The organism is Propionivibrio sp. (genome assembly GCF_049316945.1).
Taxonomy (GTDB): domain Bacteria; phylum Pseudomonadota; class Gammaproteobacteria; order Burkholderiales; family Rhodocyclaceae; genus Propionivibrio.
This window is the reverse complement of record NZ_JBMOJE010000001.1, coordinates 41,111-57,587: the sequence shown is the minus strand read 5'-3', so window position 1 is coordinate 57,587 and position 16,477 is coordinate 41,111. Positions and strand designations below refer to the sequence as shown.

17 protein-coding genes are annotated in these 16,477 nt (G+C 57.0%); 14 read left to right on the top strand and 3 right to left on the bottom strand.

The genetic code is table 11. From position 1 onward, the window contains the following. The 14 genes from ACOYNV_RS00270 to ACOYNV_RS00205 all read left to right on the top strand — a co-directional run bounded on the left by ACOYNV_RS00270 (position 1) and on the right by ACOYNV_RS00205 (position 13,091). On the top strand, positions 1-315 hold the full coding sequence (locus tag ACOYNV_RS00270; RefSeq protein ID WP_422897722.1) for an OadG family protein: 315 nt from the start codon (positions 1-3) through the stop codon (positions 313-315). Positions 316-333: 18 nt separating this feature from the next. Further along, positions 334-726: a biotin/lipoyl-containing protein gene (locus ACOYNV_RS00265; protein WP_422897721.1), complete on the top strand. Its 393-nt coding sequence runs from the start codon at positions 334-336 to the stop codon at positions 724-726. Between the two features lie 88 nt (positions 727-814). Then, positions 815-2,020, top strand: coding sequence for a sodium ion-translocating decarboxylase subunit beta (locus ACOYNV_RS00260; protein ID WP_422897720.1), 1,206 nt, complete (start codon positions 815-817; stop codon positions 2,018-2,020). Positions 2,021-2,332: 312 nt separating this feature from the next. Beyond that, a complete protein-coding gene (locus ACOYNV_RS00255; RefSeq protein WP_422897719.1) occupies positions 2,333-3,115 on the top strand; it encodes a hypothetical protein in 783 nt (260 codons plus the stop codon). Between the two features lie 324 nt (positions 3,116-3,439). Continuing rightward, positions 3,440-4,879 carry a pyruvate kinase gene (gene pyk / locus ACOYNV_RS00250; protein WP_422897718.1) on the top strand — a complete coding sequence of 480 codons (1,440 nt, stop codon included), beginning with the start codon at positions 3,440-3,442 and terminating at the stop codon, positions 4,877-4,879. Positions 4,880-5,194: 315 nt separating this feature from the next. After that, the gene (locus tag ACOYNV_RS00245; protein WP_422897717.1) at positions 5,195-6,514 is read left to right on the top strand and encodes a DUF3422 family protein; all 1,320 of its coding nucleotides are present in this window, start codon (positions 5,195-5,197) and stop codon (positions 6,512-6,514) included. A 185-nt stretch (positions 6,515-6,699) separates the two neighbouring features. After that, positions 6,700-7,638, top strand: a complete 939-nt coding sequence (locus ACOYNV_RS00240) for a phosphoribosylaminoimidazolesuccinocarboxamide synthase (RefSeq protein WP_422897716.1) — start codon at positions 6,700-6,702, stop codon at positions 7,636-7,638. A gap of 58 nt (positions 7,639-7,696) precedes the next feature. After that, positions 7,697-8,470: a DUF2189 domain-containing protein gene (locus tag ACOYNV_RS00235; RefSeq protein ID WP_422897715.1), complete on the top strand. Its 774-nt coding sequence runs from the start codon at positions 7,697-7,699 to the stop codon at positions 8,468-8,470. Positions 8,471-8,549: 79 nt separating this feature from the next. Continuing rightward, positions 8,550-10,640, top strand: coding sequence for a M3 family metallopeptidase (locus ACOYNV_RS00230; RefSeq protein WP_422897714.1), 2,091 nt, complete (start codon positions 8,550-8,552; stop codon positions 10,638-10,640). Between the two features lie 18 nt (positions 10,641-10,658). After that, on the top strand, positions 10,659-11,183 hold the full coding sequence (locus ACOYNV_RS00225; protein WP_422897713.1) for a glutaredoxin family protein: 525 nt from the start codon (positions 10,659-10,661) through the stop codon (positions 11,181-11,183). Further along, positions 11,180-11,947: an exodeoxyribonuclease III gene (xth, locus tag ACOYNV_RS00220; protein ID WP_422897712.1), complete on the top strand. Its 768-nt coding sequence runs from the start codon at positions 11,180-11,182 to the stop codon at positions 11,945-11,947. Before ACOYNV_RS00225 ends, xth begins: the two co-directional genes overlap by 4 nt. Further along, entirely contained in the window at positions 11,947-12,630 is a 684-nt protein-coding gene (locus ACOYNV_RS00215; RefSeq protein WP_422897711.1) for a Crp/Fnr family transcriptional regulator, read from the top strand. The genes xth and ACOYNV_RS00215 overlap by 1 nt, the downstream gene beginning before the upstream one ends. Before the next feature lie 40 nt (positions 12,631-12,670). Continuing rightward, a complete protein-coding gene (locus ACOYNV_RS00210) occupies positions 12,671-12,820 on the top strand; it encodes a hypothetical protein (RefSeq protein ID WP_422897710.1) in 150 nt (49 codons plus the stop codon). A 73-nt stretch (positions 12,821-12,893) separates the two neighbouring features. Further along, positions 12,894-13,091, top strand: coding sequence for a YgaP family membrane protein (locus ACOYNV_RS00205; RefSeq protein WP_422897709.1), 198 nt, complete (start codon positions 12,894-12,896; stop codon positions 13,089-13,091). Positions 13,092-13,163: 72 nt separating this feature from the next. Here the strand turns inward: ACOYNV_RS00205 and rsmA are convergent, their stop codons facing one another. The 3 genes from rsmA to ACOYNV_RS00190 all read right to left on the bottom strand — a co-directional run bounded on the left by rsmA (position 13,164) and on the right by ACOYNV_RS00190 (position 16,467). After that, positions 13,164-13,943 (bottom strand): 16S rRNA (adenine(1518)-N(6)/adenine(1519)-N(6))-dimethyltransferase RsmA, encoded by a 780-nt coding sequence (rsmA, locus tag ACOYNV_RS00200; protein WP_422897708.1) that lies wholly within the window; start codon positions 13,941-13,943, stop codon positions 13,164-13,166. A gap of 187 nt (positions 13,944-14,130) precedes the next feature. Continuing rightward, entirely contained in the window at positions 14,131-15,153 is a 1,023-nt protein-coding gene (gene pdxA / locus ACOYNV_RS00195; protein WP_422897707.1) for a 4-hydroxythreonine-4-phosphate dehydrogenase PdxA, read from the bottom strand. A 3-nt stretch (positions 15,154-15,156) separates the two neighbouring features. Next, positions 15,157-16,467 carry a peptidylprolyl isomerase gene (locus tag ACOYNV_RS00190; RefSeq protein ID WP_422897706.1) on the bottom strand — a complete coding sequence of 437 codons (1,311 nt, stop codon included), beginning with the start codon at positions 16,465-16,467 and terminating at the stop codon, positions 15,157-15,159. Positions 16,468-16,477: the final 10 nt, after the last annotated feature.

The following is a 16,477-nucleotide window of genomic DNA, read 5'->3' as shown; positions in this document are numbered from 1 at the left end:
ATGTTAAGCCTAGCCGCAATAAAGGCACTTCAGATTTACGGCCTTGCCATCGTTATCTCGATGTTGGTTGCCGTTCTTATCAAAGTGATGGTTGTCGCCACCAGCCGGGCCAAACCGGTTTCCAAGGTGGCTGCGGTCGCTCAGAAAACTGCTGCGCCAGTCACAGTGGGCATTCCCGCTGAAGTGGTCGCAGCGATTTCAGCGGCGATCTCCGTCATCACCGGACCACACCACATTCTGCACATTGGTGAAAGCAAGCGCAATTGGGCCAATGAAGGCCGCATTGCCCAGCATTCTCACCAGCCAAGACATTAATATACAAGGGTAATAATCATGCCAAGACAATTCAAAATCACCGTCAACAATGTCGAGTACGACGTTGCCGTTCTGGAACTCAATGCCGGCACTTCGCAATTGATGCCCAGTTACACTCCCACTGCGGGAGCATCGCAGGCCAGTTCCGCTCCTGCTGCTGTTCCCGCCGCAGCCTCGGCGGCACCCGCCAAGGCCGGATCAGGTGATCAGTGCGCCCAGATGGGCGGCGTTGTAGCTCACATCCACATCAAGATTGGGGATAGTGTCAATGAAGGCGACAAGATCATTGAACTGGAAGCCATGAAGATGAAGGTTCCAGTCATTGCCGATCGCTCGGGAAAAGTCACTCGCATTCTGGTAGCCATTGGCGATGGAGTGGAGAACGGACAACCTCTGGCAACCATTGCGTAACGAGGTTATTGCCAGCTATTTGGCAGCCCTCTCCGAATAAACAACAAAAACAGGCGGCTGACACCGCCTGTCATCGGATTAAAATCGCATGGAATCCATCAATTTTCTCGACCTCTTTCAGGGTATTGCGACCCTGGTGGCTTCCGAGCCAAAGATCATGATCGGCCGCATCTTTCTGATGTTACTTGGCTTTCTTCTGATTTATCTCGGTTCGAAAAACGTGCTCGAACCCTTGCTGATGATCCCGATGGGTCTTGGGATGTCGGCGATCAACGCCGGCGTCATGTTCCTTGAAGGGGGCAAGGTCGGCACGCTGTTTGTCGATCCGTTGATGTCCGACCCTACGGATCTGGTCAATATCATGCAGATCAACTGGCTGCAACCGATTTACACCCTGACCTTCAGCAACGGCCTGATCGCCTGTTTCGTTTTCATGGGTATCGGTGTACTACTTGACGTGGGCTACGTCATGGCCCGGCCGTTCCAAAGCATGATCATTGCCCTGTTTGCCGAATTGGGCACCATCGCCGTTTTTCCGATCGCCGTTAGCCTTGGCCTTACCGAGCAGGAAGCCGCTGCCGTTGCGACGATCGGCGGTGCTGACGGACCGATGGTGTTGTTCACCTCGCTTATTCTGGCCAAGCACCTGTTCGTACCCATCACGGTCGTCGGCTACCTCTATCTCGGCCTGACCTACGGTGGCTATCCCTACCTGATCAAGTGGCTGATTCCAGCAAAGCTTCAAGGAATCAATATGTCCAGTGATACCGGCCCCACCATCAGCAGATCACAGAAGCTCATTTTTGCCGTCGTCACCTGCACCCTGCTCTGCCTGCTGTTCCCGGTAGCCGCCCCCTTGTTCTTTTCGCTTTTTGTCGGTGTGGCGGTGCGCGAAAGTGGCCTGGAAAACTTCTCCGATCTACTCGGCGAGACTTTCCTCTATGGTGCAACTTTCTTCCTTGGCCTGACGCTGGGCGTCCTGTGCGAAGCTGGCACGCTGCTTGAGCCGACGGTGCTCAAGTTGTTGCTGCTCGGCATGCTGGCCCTGCTGATTTCAGCGCTGGGTGGCATTCTTGGCGGCTACGTCCTGTATTTCGCAACTGGTGGCAAGTTCAACCCGATGATCGGCATCGCCGGCGTCAGTTGTGTGCCTACAACAGCCAAGGTGGTTCAAAAGATAGCCTCCAGTGTTAACCCATCGGCAATCATCCTGCCGCAAGCCTTGGGTGCCAACATCAGCGGTGTCATTACGACAGCGATTATTTCCGGGATCTATGTTTCTATGTTGCGGTAGAAATAAGCCTCTTGCAGTGCAGGAGTAGCGGCTGCAGTGGATCGCAATTGGTAACGTTTTTACTGATCAGTGGCTAGGTGGGGTACCGTTGGCATTCCCACCGAAACCGTTCTGATTATTCATTTTTTTGGCTTGATTGTTTATTTTTCGAACGCGTCGGGATGTTTCATTTTATTTTGCCCAATGACATTGGTGCGGTGTCGCCATATAATCACGGTTGTAGTTCACATGCACAATCTGGATTGAGCTATATTCGTCAGGTTCCGATTCGTTTAGATGTTAAAAATTTAATAGTTGGAAGGGTATGCAGCCATGACCGTTTATCTTTATTTTTCCCTCATTCCCGAAGCGCTGATTGCCTCCAATCTTCCGCCGGAGAAGTTCGGGCAGTATTACTCGACAGGTAGCGGCTACAAGTCAAAGGGGCAGAGCCTGTTTTTCGAAGTCTCCCCGGACTTCCGTAACGATTATTTCGACATCAATACTGCCGTTGAGCGCTGCGTACCCTCTGCTGACGGGACACCCAAGCACTCTGTTTATATTTCCACCTATCGGGTACTGGAACATATCCCGGTCAGCGCTCTGGGCAAACTTTACCTGACCACCGCGTATGGCCACACTCTGGGGCTGGACCGTGGCGTGTTGTCCGCGGAAAGAGACTCGATCCTGCATCTTTATCAGGATCTTTCTCCAGTCAACAGTCTGGTTGTCAGCAATCTGGACCCGGTTACATTCTATGAGAGTGTCACCACCAACCCAACCAAGTTTGTCCGTTTCCCAGCACTCTGCTTTGTCGAGCTCGAACTCGAAGAATTAGCAACAGATCCGGAAAACGGCCAGGTCAATGATCTACCCTACTCATTCATGCATCACCTGCGTGAAGCCTTGATGGTTCTGAAACCAAGAACCGACGACAAGGCGAGTACCAAAGACAGCAAGATGGTGCATCGCGTGCATTCACTTGAATTCCCCTACCGCATGATCAAGAAGGGCTTCTACGTGGGCAATGGCGCAGATATAGCGTTTTATCCCATGTTTAGCCATCGCGAGCTACGGGAAAGTTACAATCAGTGGTGGCGTTCTGCCAACCTCTAAGCACCAGATGGTAATTCCCTTTCGATAACGGAACGCCGACCTTCGGGTCGGCGTTCTTACCTTGTACAACACCAATCTGACCAATGCGTAACGTAAGTGCAACATCCGCTCGGTAAACTATTTTCTTTGCGGTTTGGCGAGACTGTGCCGCTCGTTGCCCTGAGAGGCAGATGATGAAGTTACAGCCTTGCTCTAAGGCCTCGGCCGCAGCCAGCCTTGCAGATACGGGATATGCGTTAAAATCCACCCTTTCAAGCAGTTAGCATTCAAGAACAGCGCACCAAAAACAGCCGGATTCCACGGCCGATAACAAAAAGGAATTTCATGTCGCGCCATACCAAGATAGTTGCCACCCTCGGACCCGCTTCCCGCGACCCGCTCGTCCTCGAAACATTGATCCGTGCAGGCGTTAATGTCGTCCGGCTCAACTTCTCGCACGGCAGTAAAGAAGACCACATCGCCCTCGCCGCCAGCGTAAGGGAAATTGCGGCCAAGGTTGGTCGCCCGGTCGGCATTCTGGCTGACTTGCAGGGTCCGAAAATCCGCATAGGTAAATTCGAGGACGGCAAGATCGCCCTGGAAGCAGGGGACCATTTCATCCTTGATGCCAAATGCGAACTGGGCAATCAGGAACGTGTGGGCCTTGACTACAAGGATCTGCCCAACGACGTCAGTTCCGGAAATGTGCTGCTGCTTGACGACGGGCGAATCGTCCTTGATGTGGAGCGCGTCGCTGGCCACGAAATACACACTAGCGTACGTCACGGCGGTGAACTCTCGAACAACAAGGGCATCAACCGCCAGGGTGGCGGATTGTCAGCCCCGGCGCTGACCGCCAAGGACATGGATGACATCAAAACGGCAGCGCAGATCGGTGCCGATTTCCTCGCCGTCTCCTTCCCCAAGGGCGCGCCCGACATGTATATGGCACGTCAGTTGATGCTTGCCTGCGGTGGTCACGCCTTGACCATCGCCAAGATCGAACGAGTCGAGGCGGTTGCTGCGCTGGAAGAAATACTCGATGCTTCAGATGGTCTCATGGTGGCCCGCGGCGACCTTGCTGTTGAAGTTGGCGACGCTGCCGTTCCAGCCCTGCAGAAACGAATGATTCGAATGGCGCGTGCCAAGAACAAGTTGGCGATAACCGCCACGCAGATGATGGAGTCGATGATTCTATCCCCGACGCCGACCCGTGCCGAAGTCTCGGACGTCGCCAATGCCGTGCTCGACGGCACCGACGCGGTCATGCTTTCGGCTGAAACAGCAACGGGTAACTACCCGGTACAAACGGTCGAATCCATGGCGCGCATCTGCCTGGCAGCCGAAAAATCAATTCTGATAACGCTTGATCGCGACTTTCTTGATCGCACTTTTACGCGTATCGACCAGTCAATTGCCATGGCGGCAATATTCGCTGCCTATCACCTCAATGTCAAAGCTATCGCCGCACTAACGTCCTCCGGTTCGACGGCCCTGTGGATGAGTCGTCTGAACTGCGGAATTCCGATCTTCGCACTGACACAGGAACCCGCAACGCAATCGAAAATGACGCTGTATCGCGAGGTATTCCCGCTGCTCATGAAAGACATGCACGATGACCGCGACGTATTGCGCTATAACGCCGAACAACGGTTGATTGAGGCCGGAGTGGTTAAAAAGGGCGACCTGATCGTACTTTCCTATGGTGACAAGATGGGCCTTACCGGCGGAACAAATACGCTAACCATTGTTCGCGTCGGCGATCAAACACCCCCAGGTGCCTGACCTCGAGGGCTTGTCCAACTGTTGTCCATACCACGGCCGAGGCCGCGTTAAAATGTCTTGATATAGAACTGTTTCTAACTGCCTTCTGCGATCGACTACGAAGGTACTGTGAAGTTCGTCCTCGCCCGTTTTGCGTCATTCGGCGTGGACGGGCAAGCCAGCAAGATCAAAGCCATTCTCCATGCCAGGATGTTGAGCGTTACATAAACGGCGAACTTACCCAGACCGCCGACTGATCAAGCAACACTACCCAACAAATTACCCCGCGATATCCTGAGCCGGGGTGTCGCGGTTTCCATTTTTTCTGGAGCGGCCATGCACGCTAGATTCAACTTTACCGAAATTGAGGAGCATCCTCTACGTGATTATCTCAACAACGAGTTCCACGCTCGCACGCCAATCCCGTTAAGAAGCCCCGTCCTGGTAACCCATCTCGCATTTCAGCACGAGGGTTTGACTGCGCAGGAAGAACGCGAAAACGTATTGCGTCTCTGCCAGACCAGTGCCTGCAAGTTCATTGAAAACTCGACCACGCACATGATGTTCGATGCCGGCAATTTTCAAATGCGCTGGGAATTGCACACTGAATATTCGAGCTACACTTTCTTTCTCCCGCTGGTTGCCGGTGAGCCGATACACCCTGACACTACCGCGCTGGACTCGGTATTTCCCGATTGGCTGTCGGCCATTCCGGGCCGCCTGATCGTGGCTACGCATATCGAATTGCGCTCCACCGCTGACGTTTCGCCGGAATCGGTGCTGGCCGGCCTGTCGCCTACCTCCGGTCGGCAAATGGTCGTTTCGCGAATCGGCAACGGGGCGGCCTGGGTATTCACCGATTTCATGTTCGACAACGGATTCTCGCGCTTCCTTGTGCTCGACGACAGCCTGGCCGGCCGCCAGCCCGGGCGTGCGGTTCAGCGCCTGTTCGAGATCGAAACCTATCGCATGATGGCATTACTCGGTCTGCCGGTGGCCACCGAGGTCGGAAACTGGCTGAACGGCGCGGAAAGTCGGTTGGCCGAATTGATGGATCACATCGGCCAGGCCAATTCCCCGGAGGACGAACGTGCCGTACTCGCCGATCTTTCGAAGATGGCATCAGAAGTCGAGCATTCGGTGGCGCGCACCACCGTGCGCTTCGGTGCTTCCTTCGCTTTCAACAGTCTCGTCTGGCAACTTATCGACGAGTTGCGCGAGATTCGCGTTCCCGGCTACCAGACACTGCACGAATTCATGCAGCGCCGATTTCTGCCGGCGATGAACACCTGCGCCGCCATGGCCCGTCGACAGGACGACCTTTCCAGCCGGGTGGCGCGCAACAGCCAAGTGCTACGCACGCGAGTCGATATCGAACTCAAGCGGCAAAACCAGGAACTGCTGGCGCAAATGAACACCCGGGCAAAAGTCCAGTTGCGCCTGCAAGAAACGGTTGAAGGGCTGTCGATTGCCGCCATCACCTACTATGGCTCGCAGCTTGTTCAATACCTTGCCAAGGGTGGAAAATACCTCTTCCCGGCACTTTCACCGGAAGTTGCCACCGCCATATCGATTCCGTTTATCGCGGTCTTCGCCCTGTTCGGCATCAAGCGTATGCGCAAATCGCTGGCGCTTGAAGCGGAAGGAACCGAGTAAACTGCAATCGATCTGACACTAACGGGCATGGCTTTGTCAGGCACCCCAAATGATGAAAGCCCTGCCCGCTTCCCTCACCCCCGCCCCCTCTCCCCGAGGGCGAGGGGAGGTTCGAGAGTCGCTCGCGCGACTTTCACGCTAAACTTACCGCAAACCTCCTTTTCATTTTTTCCGGATCCAGAACCATGACTCAATCCCTGTTCGAATCGACCATCAAGAGCCTGCCACTTCTTGGCCGTGGCAAAGTGCGCGATATTTACGCCATTGACGCCGACAAGTTGCTGATCGTTACCAGCGACCGTCTCTCGGCCTTCGACGTAATTCTGCCTGACCCGATTCCCGGCAAGGGCAAAGTGCTGACGCAGATGGCCAGCTTCTGGTTCGACAAGCTTTCGCACATCCTGCCCAACCAGTTGACCGGCATCGACCCGGAAACCGTGGTCGCAGCGAATGAGCGTGATCAGGTGCGCGGCCGTGCGCTGGTCGTCAAACGGCTTCAACCCCTACCGATTGAAGCCGTGGTTCGTGGTTACCTCATAGGTTCAGGCTGGAAGGATTACCAGGACACCGGCGCCGTTTGTGGCATCAAGCTACCGGCCGGACTCAAGCTGGCCGCCAAGCTCCCGGAGCCCATCTTCACACCGGCCACCAAGGCAGAACAAGGCGATCACGACGAAAATATTTCCTTCGAGCAGGCGCAGACCAACTGCAGTGCGGTTCTCTCGAGCGTGCTCTACGGCACTGGCAAGAGCGGCTCCGCGATTGCCACTCAGACACGCGATGCCGCCATCGCGCTATACACTGCCGCTGCCGACTACGCGGCCACGCGCGGCATCATCATTGCCGATACCAAGTTCGAATTCGGCGTAGACGCCAGCGGGACGCTGCACCTGATCGACGAGGCGCTGACCCCGGACTCCTCTCGCTTCTGGCCGGCCGATGGTTACTGCGAAGGCAGCAACCCGCCCTCCTACGACAAGCAGTTCGTACGCGATCACCTGGAAACGCTGGACTGGAACAAGACGGCACCCGGCCCGACGCTGCCGGCCGACGTGATTGCCCGCACCCAGGCAAAGTATGTTGAAGCCTACGAACTTTTGACCGGATTGAAAGTCGTTTATTGACAAGCTTCGCACCTCCTCGAAGTCAAATGCCATTACCAGACAGCGCCGAAGAGGAAATATGAAAGACTCACCAATCCAGTTAGACCAGCAGGTGGCGGTACCCGAAGTACGCCGCATCGGGATGGACCGCCCCATGGTCTGGCTCCGCTCCGGCTGGCGAGACATGCGTGCCAACCCGATCGCCAGCGTGGCCTATGGCCTGCTGTTTGCCATCGCCGGCGACTTCATCCTGATCTTCGCCTGGCGCACTCCGTATCTCTTTACCGCCGCCGTTTCCGGCTTCTTCCTGATCGCCCCGTTGCTCGCCGGCGGGCTCTACGAGATCAGCCGGCGACAATCTGAAGGGCAGCACAGCACTTTCTTCGACTCACTGGCCTGCTGGGGCCGAAACGGCGAGTCGATGGCCATGTTCGGTCTGTTGATGGCGGTAGCCACGTTCATGTGGGAGCGTATTTCTTCGGTTTTTTTCGCGCTCATCATCCCGGATCTGGCACCCGATCTCTGGGCTTTCGTCCCCAATGTTCTGCTGAATCGCGAATATCGCGGCCTGGCCCTGACCTGGTTTTTTATCGGTGCCACTCTGGCTTTGCTCGTTTTTTCCGTCAGTGCAGTTTCGATTCCAATGCTGATAGATCGCCGCGTCACCGCCATCACCGCCATGATTACCAGCCTGCGTGCCGTGGCGCTGAATATCGTCCCCATGTTGCTGTGGGCCGCGCTGGTGGTGATGCTGACGCTGGCCGGCTTCGCCACGCTACTCTTCGGACTGATAGTCTTTATGCCGCTGCTTGGCCATGCCTCCTGGCATGCTTACCGCGACCTTGTAAAATAGTGACCATTGCACCATGTCACCATTCACTGATCGTGGGCGGCGGTAGCCGCCCACGGCTTTTTTGAACTGCAGAGACTCCATGAAGACCAACCCCCTCCTCGATTTTTCCGGCTTGCCCCGCTTCGATGCCATCACCCCGGCCGCTGTCCAGCCGGCGATAAGCGAACTCCTTGGCCAGTCGCGCGCCCTTGTCGAGCAACTTACCGCCGAATACGTTCCGGCCAGCTGGAACACCTTTGCCGCTCCGCTTGCCGACGGCATCGAGCAACTCGGGCGCGCCTGGGGCATCGTCGCTCATCTGCACTCGGTCAATGACACCCCCGAATGGCGCGACGCCTACAACGGCATGCTGCCTGAAATCTCAGGTTTCTTTGCCGAGATCGGCCAGAATCTGAAACTTTTCGCCAAATACAAGGCGATTCGTGAAAGTAAGGAATATGCGGATCTATCCACGGCTCAACGCAAGATAATCGACAACGAAATCCGTGATTTCCGCCTCTCCGGTGCCGAACTGCCGGAAGAAAAGAAGCCACGCTTCAAGGCCATTTCCGAAGAACTGGCCAGCCTCTCGGCGAAATTCTCGGAAAACCTGCTCGATGCGACTAATGCCTTTGCCGAAATTGTGACCGGCGAAGCCGAGTTGGCGGGCCTGCCAGAAGATGTCAAGCAATCCGCCCGCGAAGCCGCAGAAAAAGAAAGCCAGGCCGGATGGAAATTTACCCTGCACATGCCCTCCTACCTGCCTGTAATGCAGTACGCCGACAGCCGCCGCCTGCGCGCCGTGATGTATCGCGCCTATGCCACCCGTTCGTCCGAGTTCGGCCCGGCTGAACTCGACAATACGCCGCTCATCCGGCGCATTCTGGAACTGCGCCGCGAAGAAGCGCAATTACTCGGCTACAACAATTTTGCTGAAGTCTCGCTGGTTCCCAAGATGGCCGAATCGGTGCCTCAGGTGCTCTCTTTCCTGCGCGATCTGGCGGCCAAGGCCAAGCCTTTCGCCCAGAAGGACATCGCCGAACTGCGCGAATTCGCCCGACAGGAACTGGGGCTGGAAACGCTCGAACCGTGGGATATCGGCTACGCTTCCGAGAAACTGCTGCAGGCGCGATACGCCTTCTCCGAGCAGGAAGTTAAGCAATACTTTACCGAAGAAAAGGTACTGGCCGGCCTCTTTCATGTTGTCGAAACACTGTTCGGTGTTCGCCTGAAACCGGATACCGCCCCAGTGTGGCACGAGGACGTTCGCTTCTTTCGTATCGAAATTCGAGACGGTAACAATGCAGGCGAGCTCATCGGCCAGTTCTATCTCGACCTCTACGCGCGCGAAAGCAAACGTAGCGGTGCGTGGATGGACGACGCGATTAGCCGCCGCCGGGTGCTGAGCGGGGCAACGAGCGTCATCCAGAAGCCGGTCGCCTACCTCAACTGCAACTTCTCACGCCCGGTAGGTGAAAAGAACGGAATACTGCAGCCCGCCACCTTCACCCACGACGAGGTGACCACCCTCTTCCACGAAACCGGCCACGGCCTGCACCACCTGCTGACGCAGGTCGAGGAACTCGGCGTTTCCGGCATACGCGGCGTCGAGTGGGACGCCGTCGAACTGCCCTCGCAGTTCATGGAGAACTATTGCTGGGAATGGAGCGTGCTGCAGGAGATGACCGCACACGTCGACACCGGCGCGCCGCTGCCGCGCGCACTATTCGACAAGATGCTGGCGGCCAGGAACTTCCAGAGTGGTCTGCAGAATGTTCGCCAACTGGAATTCTCGCTATTCGACCTGCTTTTGCATTCCGACTTCGACCCGTCTGGCGAAAGCGCCGGCAAACCAGGCATGCTCGACCTGCTCGTCGAAGTCCGGCGCGAAGTGGCCGTCATCGTGCCGCCCGAATGGCATCGTTTCCCGAACAGTTTTGCGCACATCTTTGCCGGCGGCTATGGCGCCGGTTACTTCAGCTACAAATGGGCAGAGGTGCTTTCCGCAGACTGCTACGCCGCCTTCGAGGAAGCTGGCGATCCTTTCGATCCGGTAACCGGCAAGCGCTTCCTCGACGAGATCATCGCCGCCGGCGGTACCCGCCCCGCGCTCGACAACTTCCGCGCCTTCCGCGGCCGCGAGCCACAGGTCGATGCGCTGCTCCGTCACAGTGGTATGATTTCCAGTTGATTGCCTGAGGATAAAGTCATGCCCACCCTGCGTCTCGTACTTCTAAGCGCCGCTCTGCTGACGGCTTCAGTTGCCGGCGCACAAACCACCTATCGCTGGATCGACAAGGCGAGCGGGCAAACCGTCTATTCCGATCAGGCACCCCCGCCAGGGGCTAAACAAGTCGACAAGAAAACCGGCAGTGAAGATCGCGGCGAAGATCGTGCTGATGCGCAACAGCTGCCCTACGCCACGCGGCAAGCGGCCGAGAAGTTCCCGGTAACGCTCTATACGTCCGTTACGTGTGCCGATGAATGCAAAACGGCACGCGATCTACTCAACGGACGCGGCATCCCATTCTCCGAAAAAACACTCAAGACCCAGGAAGATATTGCCGAACTCACCAGGCAACTGGGAAGCGAAGCTGCCGTTCCAAGCCTCATTGTCGGCCGGCAGATATTCAAGGGGTTCGAGTCGGGCGCCTGGAGCAATCTGCTTGACCTCGCCGGCTATCCGAAATCCGCCCCCTATGGCGCCAAGCCATCAGGCGCCATTGCCAAATGAAGATTGCCGCGTGGAACGTAAACTCGCTCAAGGTCCGCCTGCCGCAACTGCTCGAATGGCTGGCCGCGCAACAACCTGACGTTGTTTGCCTGCAGGAAACCAAGCTTGAGGATCATAACTTCCCGCAGCATGAGATCGAAGCAGCCGGCTATCAGGTTGCCTTCTCCGGGCAAAAAACCTACAACGGCGTCGCCCTGCTGGCGCGTGACGCACCAACCGACGTGGTCTGCGGCAACCCGCATTTCCCCGATCCGCAAAAACGACTGCTCGCCGCGACGGTGAAAGGCATCCGTGTCGTTTGCGCCTATATTCCCAACGGGCAGGCGGTCGGCAGCGACAAATACGATTACAAGCTGGCCTGGCTGTCGGCGCTGGAAACCTGGATCAGCGAGCAATTGGCGGCTAACCCGCTGCTGGCGCTGGCCGGCGACTTCAACATTGCGCCGGACGACCGCGACGTTCACAACCCGGCGGCCTGGGCCGGCCAGATTCTCTGCTCGGAGCCGGAACGTAGCGCTTTCCAGCGCCTGCTGGCACTTGGCTTGAAAGACAGCTTCCGCCTTTTCGAGCAACCGGAAAAAAGCTTTTCGTGGTGGGATTACCGGATGCTAGGCTTCCAGAAGAATCAAGGGCTGCGCATCGACCACATCCTGCTCTCCGCTCCGCTGGCAGAGCGTTGCGGCGCGGCAGGAATTGACCGAGAAATGCGCAAGCGCGAGCGCCCTTCCGACCATGCGCCGGTCACGGCCACCCTTGCCGACTGATGGAAACCGACTCGGCAATTTCGCCAGACAAGCTGCTTGCGCTCTACCCCGCGCTTGGCTCGCTCAACCACGATCAAATCAGCGCGCTCTGCCAGCCTGAAGCCTCGCTCAATATCCCTGAAGGCACCGAGCTATTTACCGAACGCCAGGCTTGTCGCGGTTTACCCCTGCTGATTTCCGGCACCATCAAGGTGGTAAAAAATACGGCGTTCGGACGCGAAATGCTGCTCTACCGCGTCGAACCGGGCGGCTCCTGCGTCATTACCTCCAGTTGCCTGCTCGGCCACACGGCTTACACAGCGCGCGGTATTGCCGAGACCCCGTTGCGCATGCTCATCCTTCCGTCCGCACAATTTGAACAACTGATTGCCGGCAACGCACCCTTCCGTGACTTCGTCTTTCACCTGCTCGCCAACCGCATTGCCGAACTGATGCTACTCGTTGAAGAAGTCGCCTTCCACCGGCTCGACCAGCGGCTGGCCAAACTGCTGCTGAACAAGCCCGAGCCCATCCAGGCCACGCATCAGGCGTTGGCCGACGAACTGGGTAGCGTCAGGGAAATCGTCAGCCGCCTGCTCAAGGGCTTTGCGGCGCAAGGGCTGGTATCGCTGGGCCGCGAGCGGATAAGCCTGCTTGACCGCGAGGGGCTTAAACAACTGGCGGGCGTCGGCCATACCGTGTAACAAAGCACAGGAAGTCACACGAGTGCTTGTCTGCGAGTCAATGAATACGGTCGTCTTGAGGCCCTATGCCTTGAGCGTCAATGTCCACGCGGCTTTCAAGGCGTATAGCTTGCAGATCACCTATCGAAGGGCATTGCAGGGCGATAGCTTCGCCAACTCCTGGAACTCTGTCGCCAGTGATGCTCTGTGACCTGGGTTACATACAGTGCGCCAACAAGGACATAGACTGCCTCGGTCGTCCATAAACCTTGAGGAGAAACAGCATGAAAGCAAACGTTGGTGGTATCGATAAAATCCTGCGTATTGTCGTCGGCCTGGTGCTGATCGCTCTTGCCGCAACGGGCAATGTCGGCATGTGGGGCTATATCGGCGTCGTTCCGCTGCTGACCGGCCTGATCGGCTGGTGCCCGCTTTATCCGATTCTTGGCTTCAGCAGTTGCCCGATGAAGAAAAATAGCTGAGCGAACTCGCTCAGAAACCAAGAACGGCGTGCCAATGCGGCACGCCGTTTTTTTACGGGGAATTTTCCTTGGTCAATTCAGTGAGTTGGAGATGCGAATGTAGTCAGCCACCGACAACTCTTCGGCGCGCGCAGTCGGGGCGATCCCGAGTTGCTCGAAGCCGGTGTCAGCCAGAATTCCCTTGAGGTTATTGCGCAGCATCTTGCGCCGCTGAGCGAAGGCTGCAGACACCAGCGCCGCGAACTTTGCTTCGTCTTTCGCCGAAAGCTCCTCTGGCGGACGGGGAATCAAGCGCACCAGCGCAGAATCAACCTTCGGCGCCGGTTCGAAGGACTCCGGCGGCACATCGAGCAGCCAGTCCATTACAAAACGATACTGGAGCATCACCGACAGGCGGCCGAAATCTGAGGTGCCCGGCTTGGCGACCATGCGCTCGACGACCTCTTTCTGCAGCATGAAGTGCATGTCGATAACGTGATCGGCAAAGCCGGCCAGATGGAAAAGCAGCGGCGTCGAGATGTTGTAGGGCAGGTTGCCGACAACGTGCAGGCCCGGGGCTGAGTCCTGACATAGCGACCCGAAATCGAAAGACAGCGCATCGCCTTCATGGATGGTGAGTTTTTCCGGCGAATAACGCTTTTTCAGTCGGGCGATGATGTCACGATCAATCTCGACCACATGCAGATGATCCAGCCTTTGCAGCAGCGGGTCGGTCAGCGCACCCAGCCCTGGGCCGATTTCGACGACACAATCGTCGCGCTTGGGGGCAACGGCGTTGACGATATCGGCGATCACCTGCTGATCAATCAGGAAATTCTGCCCAAAGCGCTTACGTGCTATGTGTTTGCTCATCTAATCAGCGCCATGATTCAGTGAGAGCCTGTGAAAAAATCAAAAATCCACCGCAAAGGCGCAAAGGGGCAAAGAAAACGTGCCGCAAAGAAAATCCCGTGGGGCAGAGGAATCCATTGTTTGCAAAGGTTTTCTTTGCGAAACCTTTGCTCCTTTGCGCCTTTGCGGTGGGGGGCTAGGTATTTTTTCACAGCCTCTGACTTAATCCGGCTCTTTGCGCCATCTCGATGGCCTGCTCGACAGCGACGAAAAGACTGCCGGTATCGGCACTTCCTGTTCCTGCCAACTCCAGCGCCGTGCCGTGGTCGACCGAGGTGCGGATTATGGGCAAACCCAGGGTCACATTGATGCCGTTGCCAAAACTGGCGTACTTCAAGGTGGGCAGGCCCTGATCGTGATACATGGCCAGAACGCAATCGCCGTGGGACAGAATTCGCGGAGTGAACAAGGTATCGGCGGGCAGCGGGCCGATCAGGGTCATGCCTTCGGCACGCAAACGATTGAGGACCGGCGTGATGACCTCGATCTCTTCACGCCCGAGATAGCCACCCTCGCCGGCGTGCGGGTTGAGCCCGGTGACCAGGATGCGCGGCACGGCAATACCATATTTACGGCCCATATCGGCATGCAGGATACGCAGCGTCTGCTCAAGGGATTGCTGCGTCAGGGCCGATGAAACATCCTTCAAGGGCAAATGGGTCGTCGCCAGTGCGACGCGCAAACCACCACCGGCGAGCATCATCACCACGCGCGGCGTATCCGTTTTCTCGGCCAGATACTCGGTGTGCCCGGTAAAGGGTATGCCGGCATCGTTGATCACGCCCTTATGCACCGGCGCAGTCACCATGGCCGCGAACTCGCCGGACCGACAGCCGGCCAGCGCCCGATCGAGCAACTGAAGCACATAGGTTGAATTGGCCGGATCAAGTTGACCGGGGCGTGACGGCACAGACAAGGGCACGTGCAGAATATCGAGACAGCCCGGGGATGGCAGCAGATCGGGAGTCCACTCGCGCAACGCATGCAACTGGCACAAATCGCCGGACAAATTTATCGCTTGCGCCCGCTCGGCCATCAGCTGACGATCGGCAAGAATGACCAGACGTGCCGGGAGCGCTGCCGCCGTGCGTTCAATCAAGCGCAAACAGATTTCCGGGCCAATCCCGGCCGGCTCCCCAGAGGTGACGGCAATGACTGGCCAGTTTTGCATGGCTCAGCGCTCCTCGAGGCGAAGCTCGACGTAGGCGCGGTCTCGTGCCTGACGCAACCAGTCCTGATACGCCTCGTCCATCTTGCGCTCGCGCAGAACCTGCTTTGCCGCCGAACGCTGACGGTCGGCGGACACGTCCTGCACCCGGCGCTCAAGCACTTCGATCAGGTGAAAGCCGAACGGCGACTGAACCGGCTGGCTGACTTCGCCGGGTTTAAGCTGGTTCATCGCCCGCTCGAATTCCGGGACCGTATCGCCGGGATAAATCCAGCCGAGATCTCCGCCCTTCGACGCTGAACCATCTTGAGAAAATAGCTTGGCCAGTTCGGCAAAGCTGTTTCCGTTCTTGATTCGCTCATACAAACCGTTCAGTTTGTGCTTGGCATCGGACTCCGAAACCACCTCATTGACCTTGATCAGGATATGCCGCACATGCGTTTGTTGCACCGCCGGCGCAGCGGCACCGCCGCGCTTTGCCACCAGTTTGACAATATGAAAACCATTGGGGCTGCGCAGCATCGGCGCCACCTCACCGACATTGAGCTTGACCACGATTTCAGAAAAAATACCGGGTAAGCGAGTCAGCGGACGCATCCCGAGATTGCCGCCCTGCAAGCCATCCGGCGCATCGGAATAGGCCGCAGCCAACTGTGCAAAATCTTCGCCTTTTTTCAATCGTTCAAATACCTGATCGGCCTTGGCCTTGAGTTTCTGAATCTGTTCCGGGCTTGCTGACTCGGGCGCACGCAGCAGGATGTGCGCGATTTCGTACTCTTCAACGGCACCGCCCTTCGCAGAATCACCGCTCAGATAGTTGTCAATCTCGCCTTCGGAAATGGCAATCTTGTTTTCCACCTCACGCTCACGGACGCGCGAAATGGTCATCTCTTCACGAATCTCCTCGCGAAACTTGGCGAACGTAATGCCATCCTTTTGCAGCGCCTCGCGGAACTGGGCGAGCGACATCTTGTTCCCGGCGGCAATCCGCTGCAGCGCCTGCTCAAGCTGTATGTCATCAACACGCAGACCGGTCTCCTTGGCATGCTGCAGTTGAACCTTGTCCATCACCAGACGCTCGAGCATCTGTCGTTCAAGAACATCTCTTGGCGGCAAAGGAGTGCCCTGCTTTTGAAGCTGGCTGAGCGCCAGATCAAGGCGCATTCGCAGTTCGTTGAGCGTAATCACTTCGTCATTGACGACGGCAACAATGCGATCCGCAGGTATCGGCTCCCCGGCCTGACGGCGTGGAGATTGCGCCGAGGACACGCTAGCGAAACAGAAAAACAGAACCAATGTACGAAGCAATAGCGTCATGTGTAGCACC

Bases quoted from the DNA above. Each gene is read 5' to 3' on its own strand.
- ACOYNV_RS00215 (WP_422897711.1), top strand. From the start codon at position 11,947: ATGGAAACCGACTCGGCAATTTCGCCAGACAAGCTGCTTGCGCTCTAC.
- ACOYNV_RS00265 (WP_422897721.1), top strand. From the start codon at position 334: ATGCCAAGACAATTCAAAATCACCGTCAACAATGTCGAGTACGACGTT.
- ACOYNV_RS00245 (WP_422897717.1), top strand. From the start codon at position 5,195: ATGCACGCTAGATTCAACTTTACCGAAATTGAGGAGCATCCTCTACGT.
- ACOYNV_RS00260 (WP_422897720.1), top strand. From the start codon at position 815: ATGGAATCCATCAATTTTCTCGACCTCTTTCAGGGTATTGCGACCCTG.
- ACOYNV_RS00240 (WP_422897716.1), top strand. From the start codon at position 6,700: ATGACTCAATCCCTGTTCGAATCGACCATCAAGAGCCTGCCACTTCTT.
- ACOYNV_RS00205 (WP_422897709.1), top strand. From the start codon at position 12,894: ATGAAAGCAAACGTTGGTGGTATCGATAAAATCCTGCGTATTGTCGTC.
- ACOYNV_RS00190 (WP_422897706.1), bottom strand. From the start codon at position 16,467: ATGACGCTATTGCTTCGTACATTGGTTCTGTTTTTCTGTTTCGCTAGC.
- xth (WP_422897712.1), top strand. From the start codon at position 11,180: ATGAAGATTGCCGCGTGGAACGTAAACTCGCTCAAGGTCCGCCTGCCG.
- pyk (WP_422897718.1), top strand. From the start codon at position 3,440: ATGTCGCGCCATACCAAGATAGTTGCCACCCTCGGACCCGCTTCCCGC.
- ACOYNV_RS00225 (WP_422897713.1), top strand. From the start codon at position 10,659: ATGCCCACCCTGCGTCTCGTACTTCTAAGCGCCGCTCTGCTGACGGCT.
- ACOYNV_RS00270 (WP_422897722.1), top strand. From the start codon at position 1: ATGTTAAGCCTAGCCGCAATAAAGGCACTTCAGATTTACGGCCTTGCC.
- ACOYNV_RS00255 (WP_422897719.1), top strand. From the start codon at position 2,333: ATGACCGTTTATCTTTATTTTTCCCTCATTCCCGAAGCGCTGATTGCC.
- ACOYNV_RS00210 (WP_422897710.1), top strand. From the start codon at position 12,671: ATGAATACGGTCGTCTTGAGGCCCTATGCCTTGAGCGTCAATGTCCAC.
- pdxA (WP_422897707.1), bottom strand. From the start codon at position 15,153: ATGCAAAACTGGCCAGTCATTGCCGTCACCTCTGGGGAGCCGGCCGGG.
- rsmA (WP_422897708.1), bottom strand. From the start codon at position 13,943: ATGAGCAAACACATAGCACGTAAGCGCTTTGGGCAGAATTTCCTGATT.
- ACOYNV_RS00230 (WP_422897714.1), top strand. From the start codon at position 8,550: ATGAAGACCAACCCCCTCCTCGATTTTTCCGGCTTGCCCCGCTTCGAT.
- ACOYNV_RS00235 (WP_422897715.1), top strand. From the start codon at position 7,697: ATGAAAGACTCACCAATCCAGTTAGACCAGCAGGTGGCGGTACCCGAA.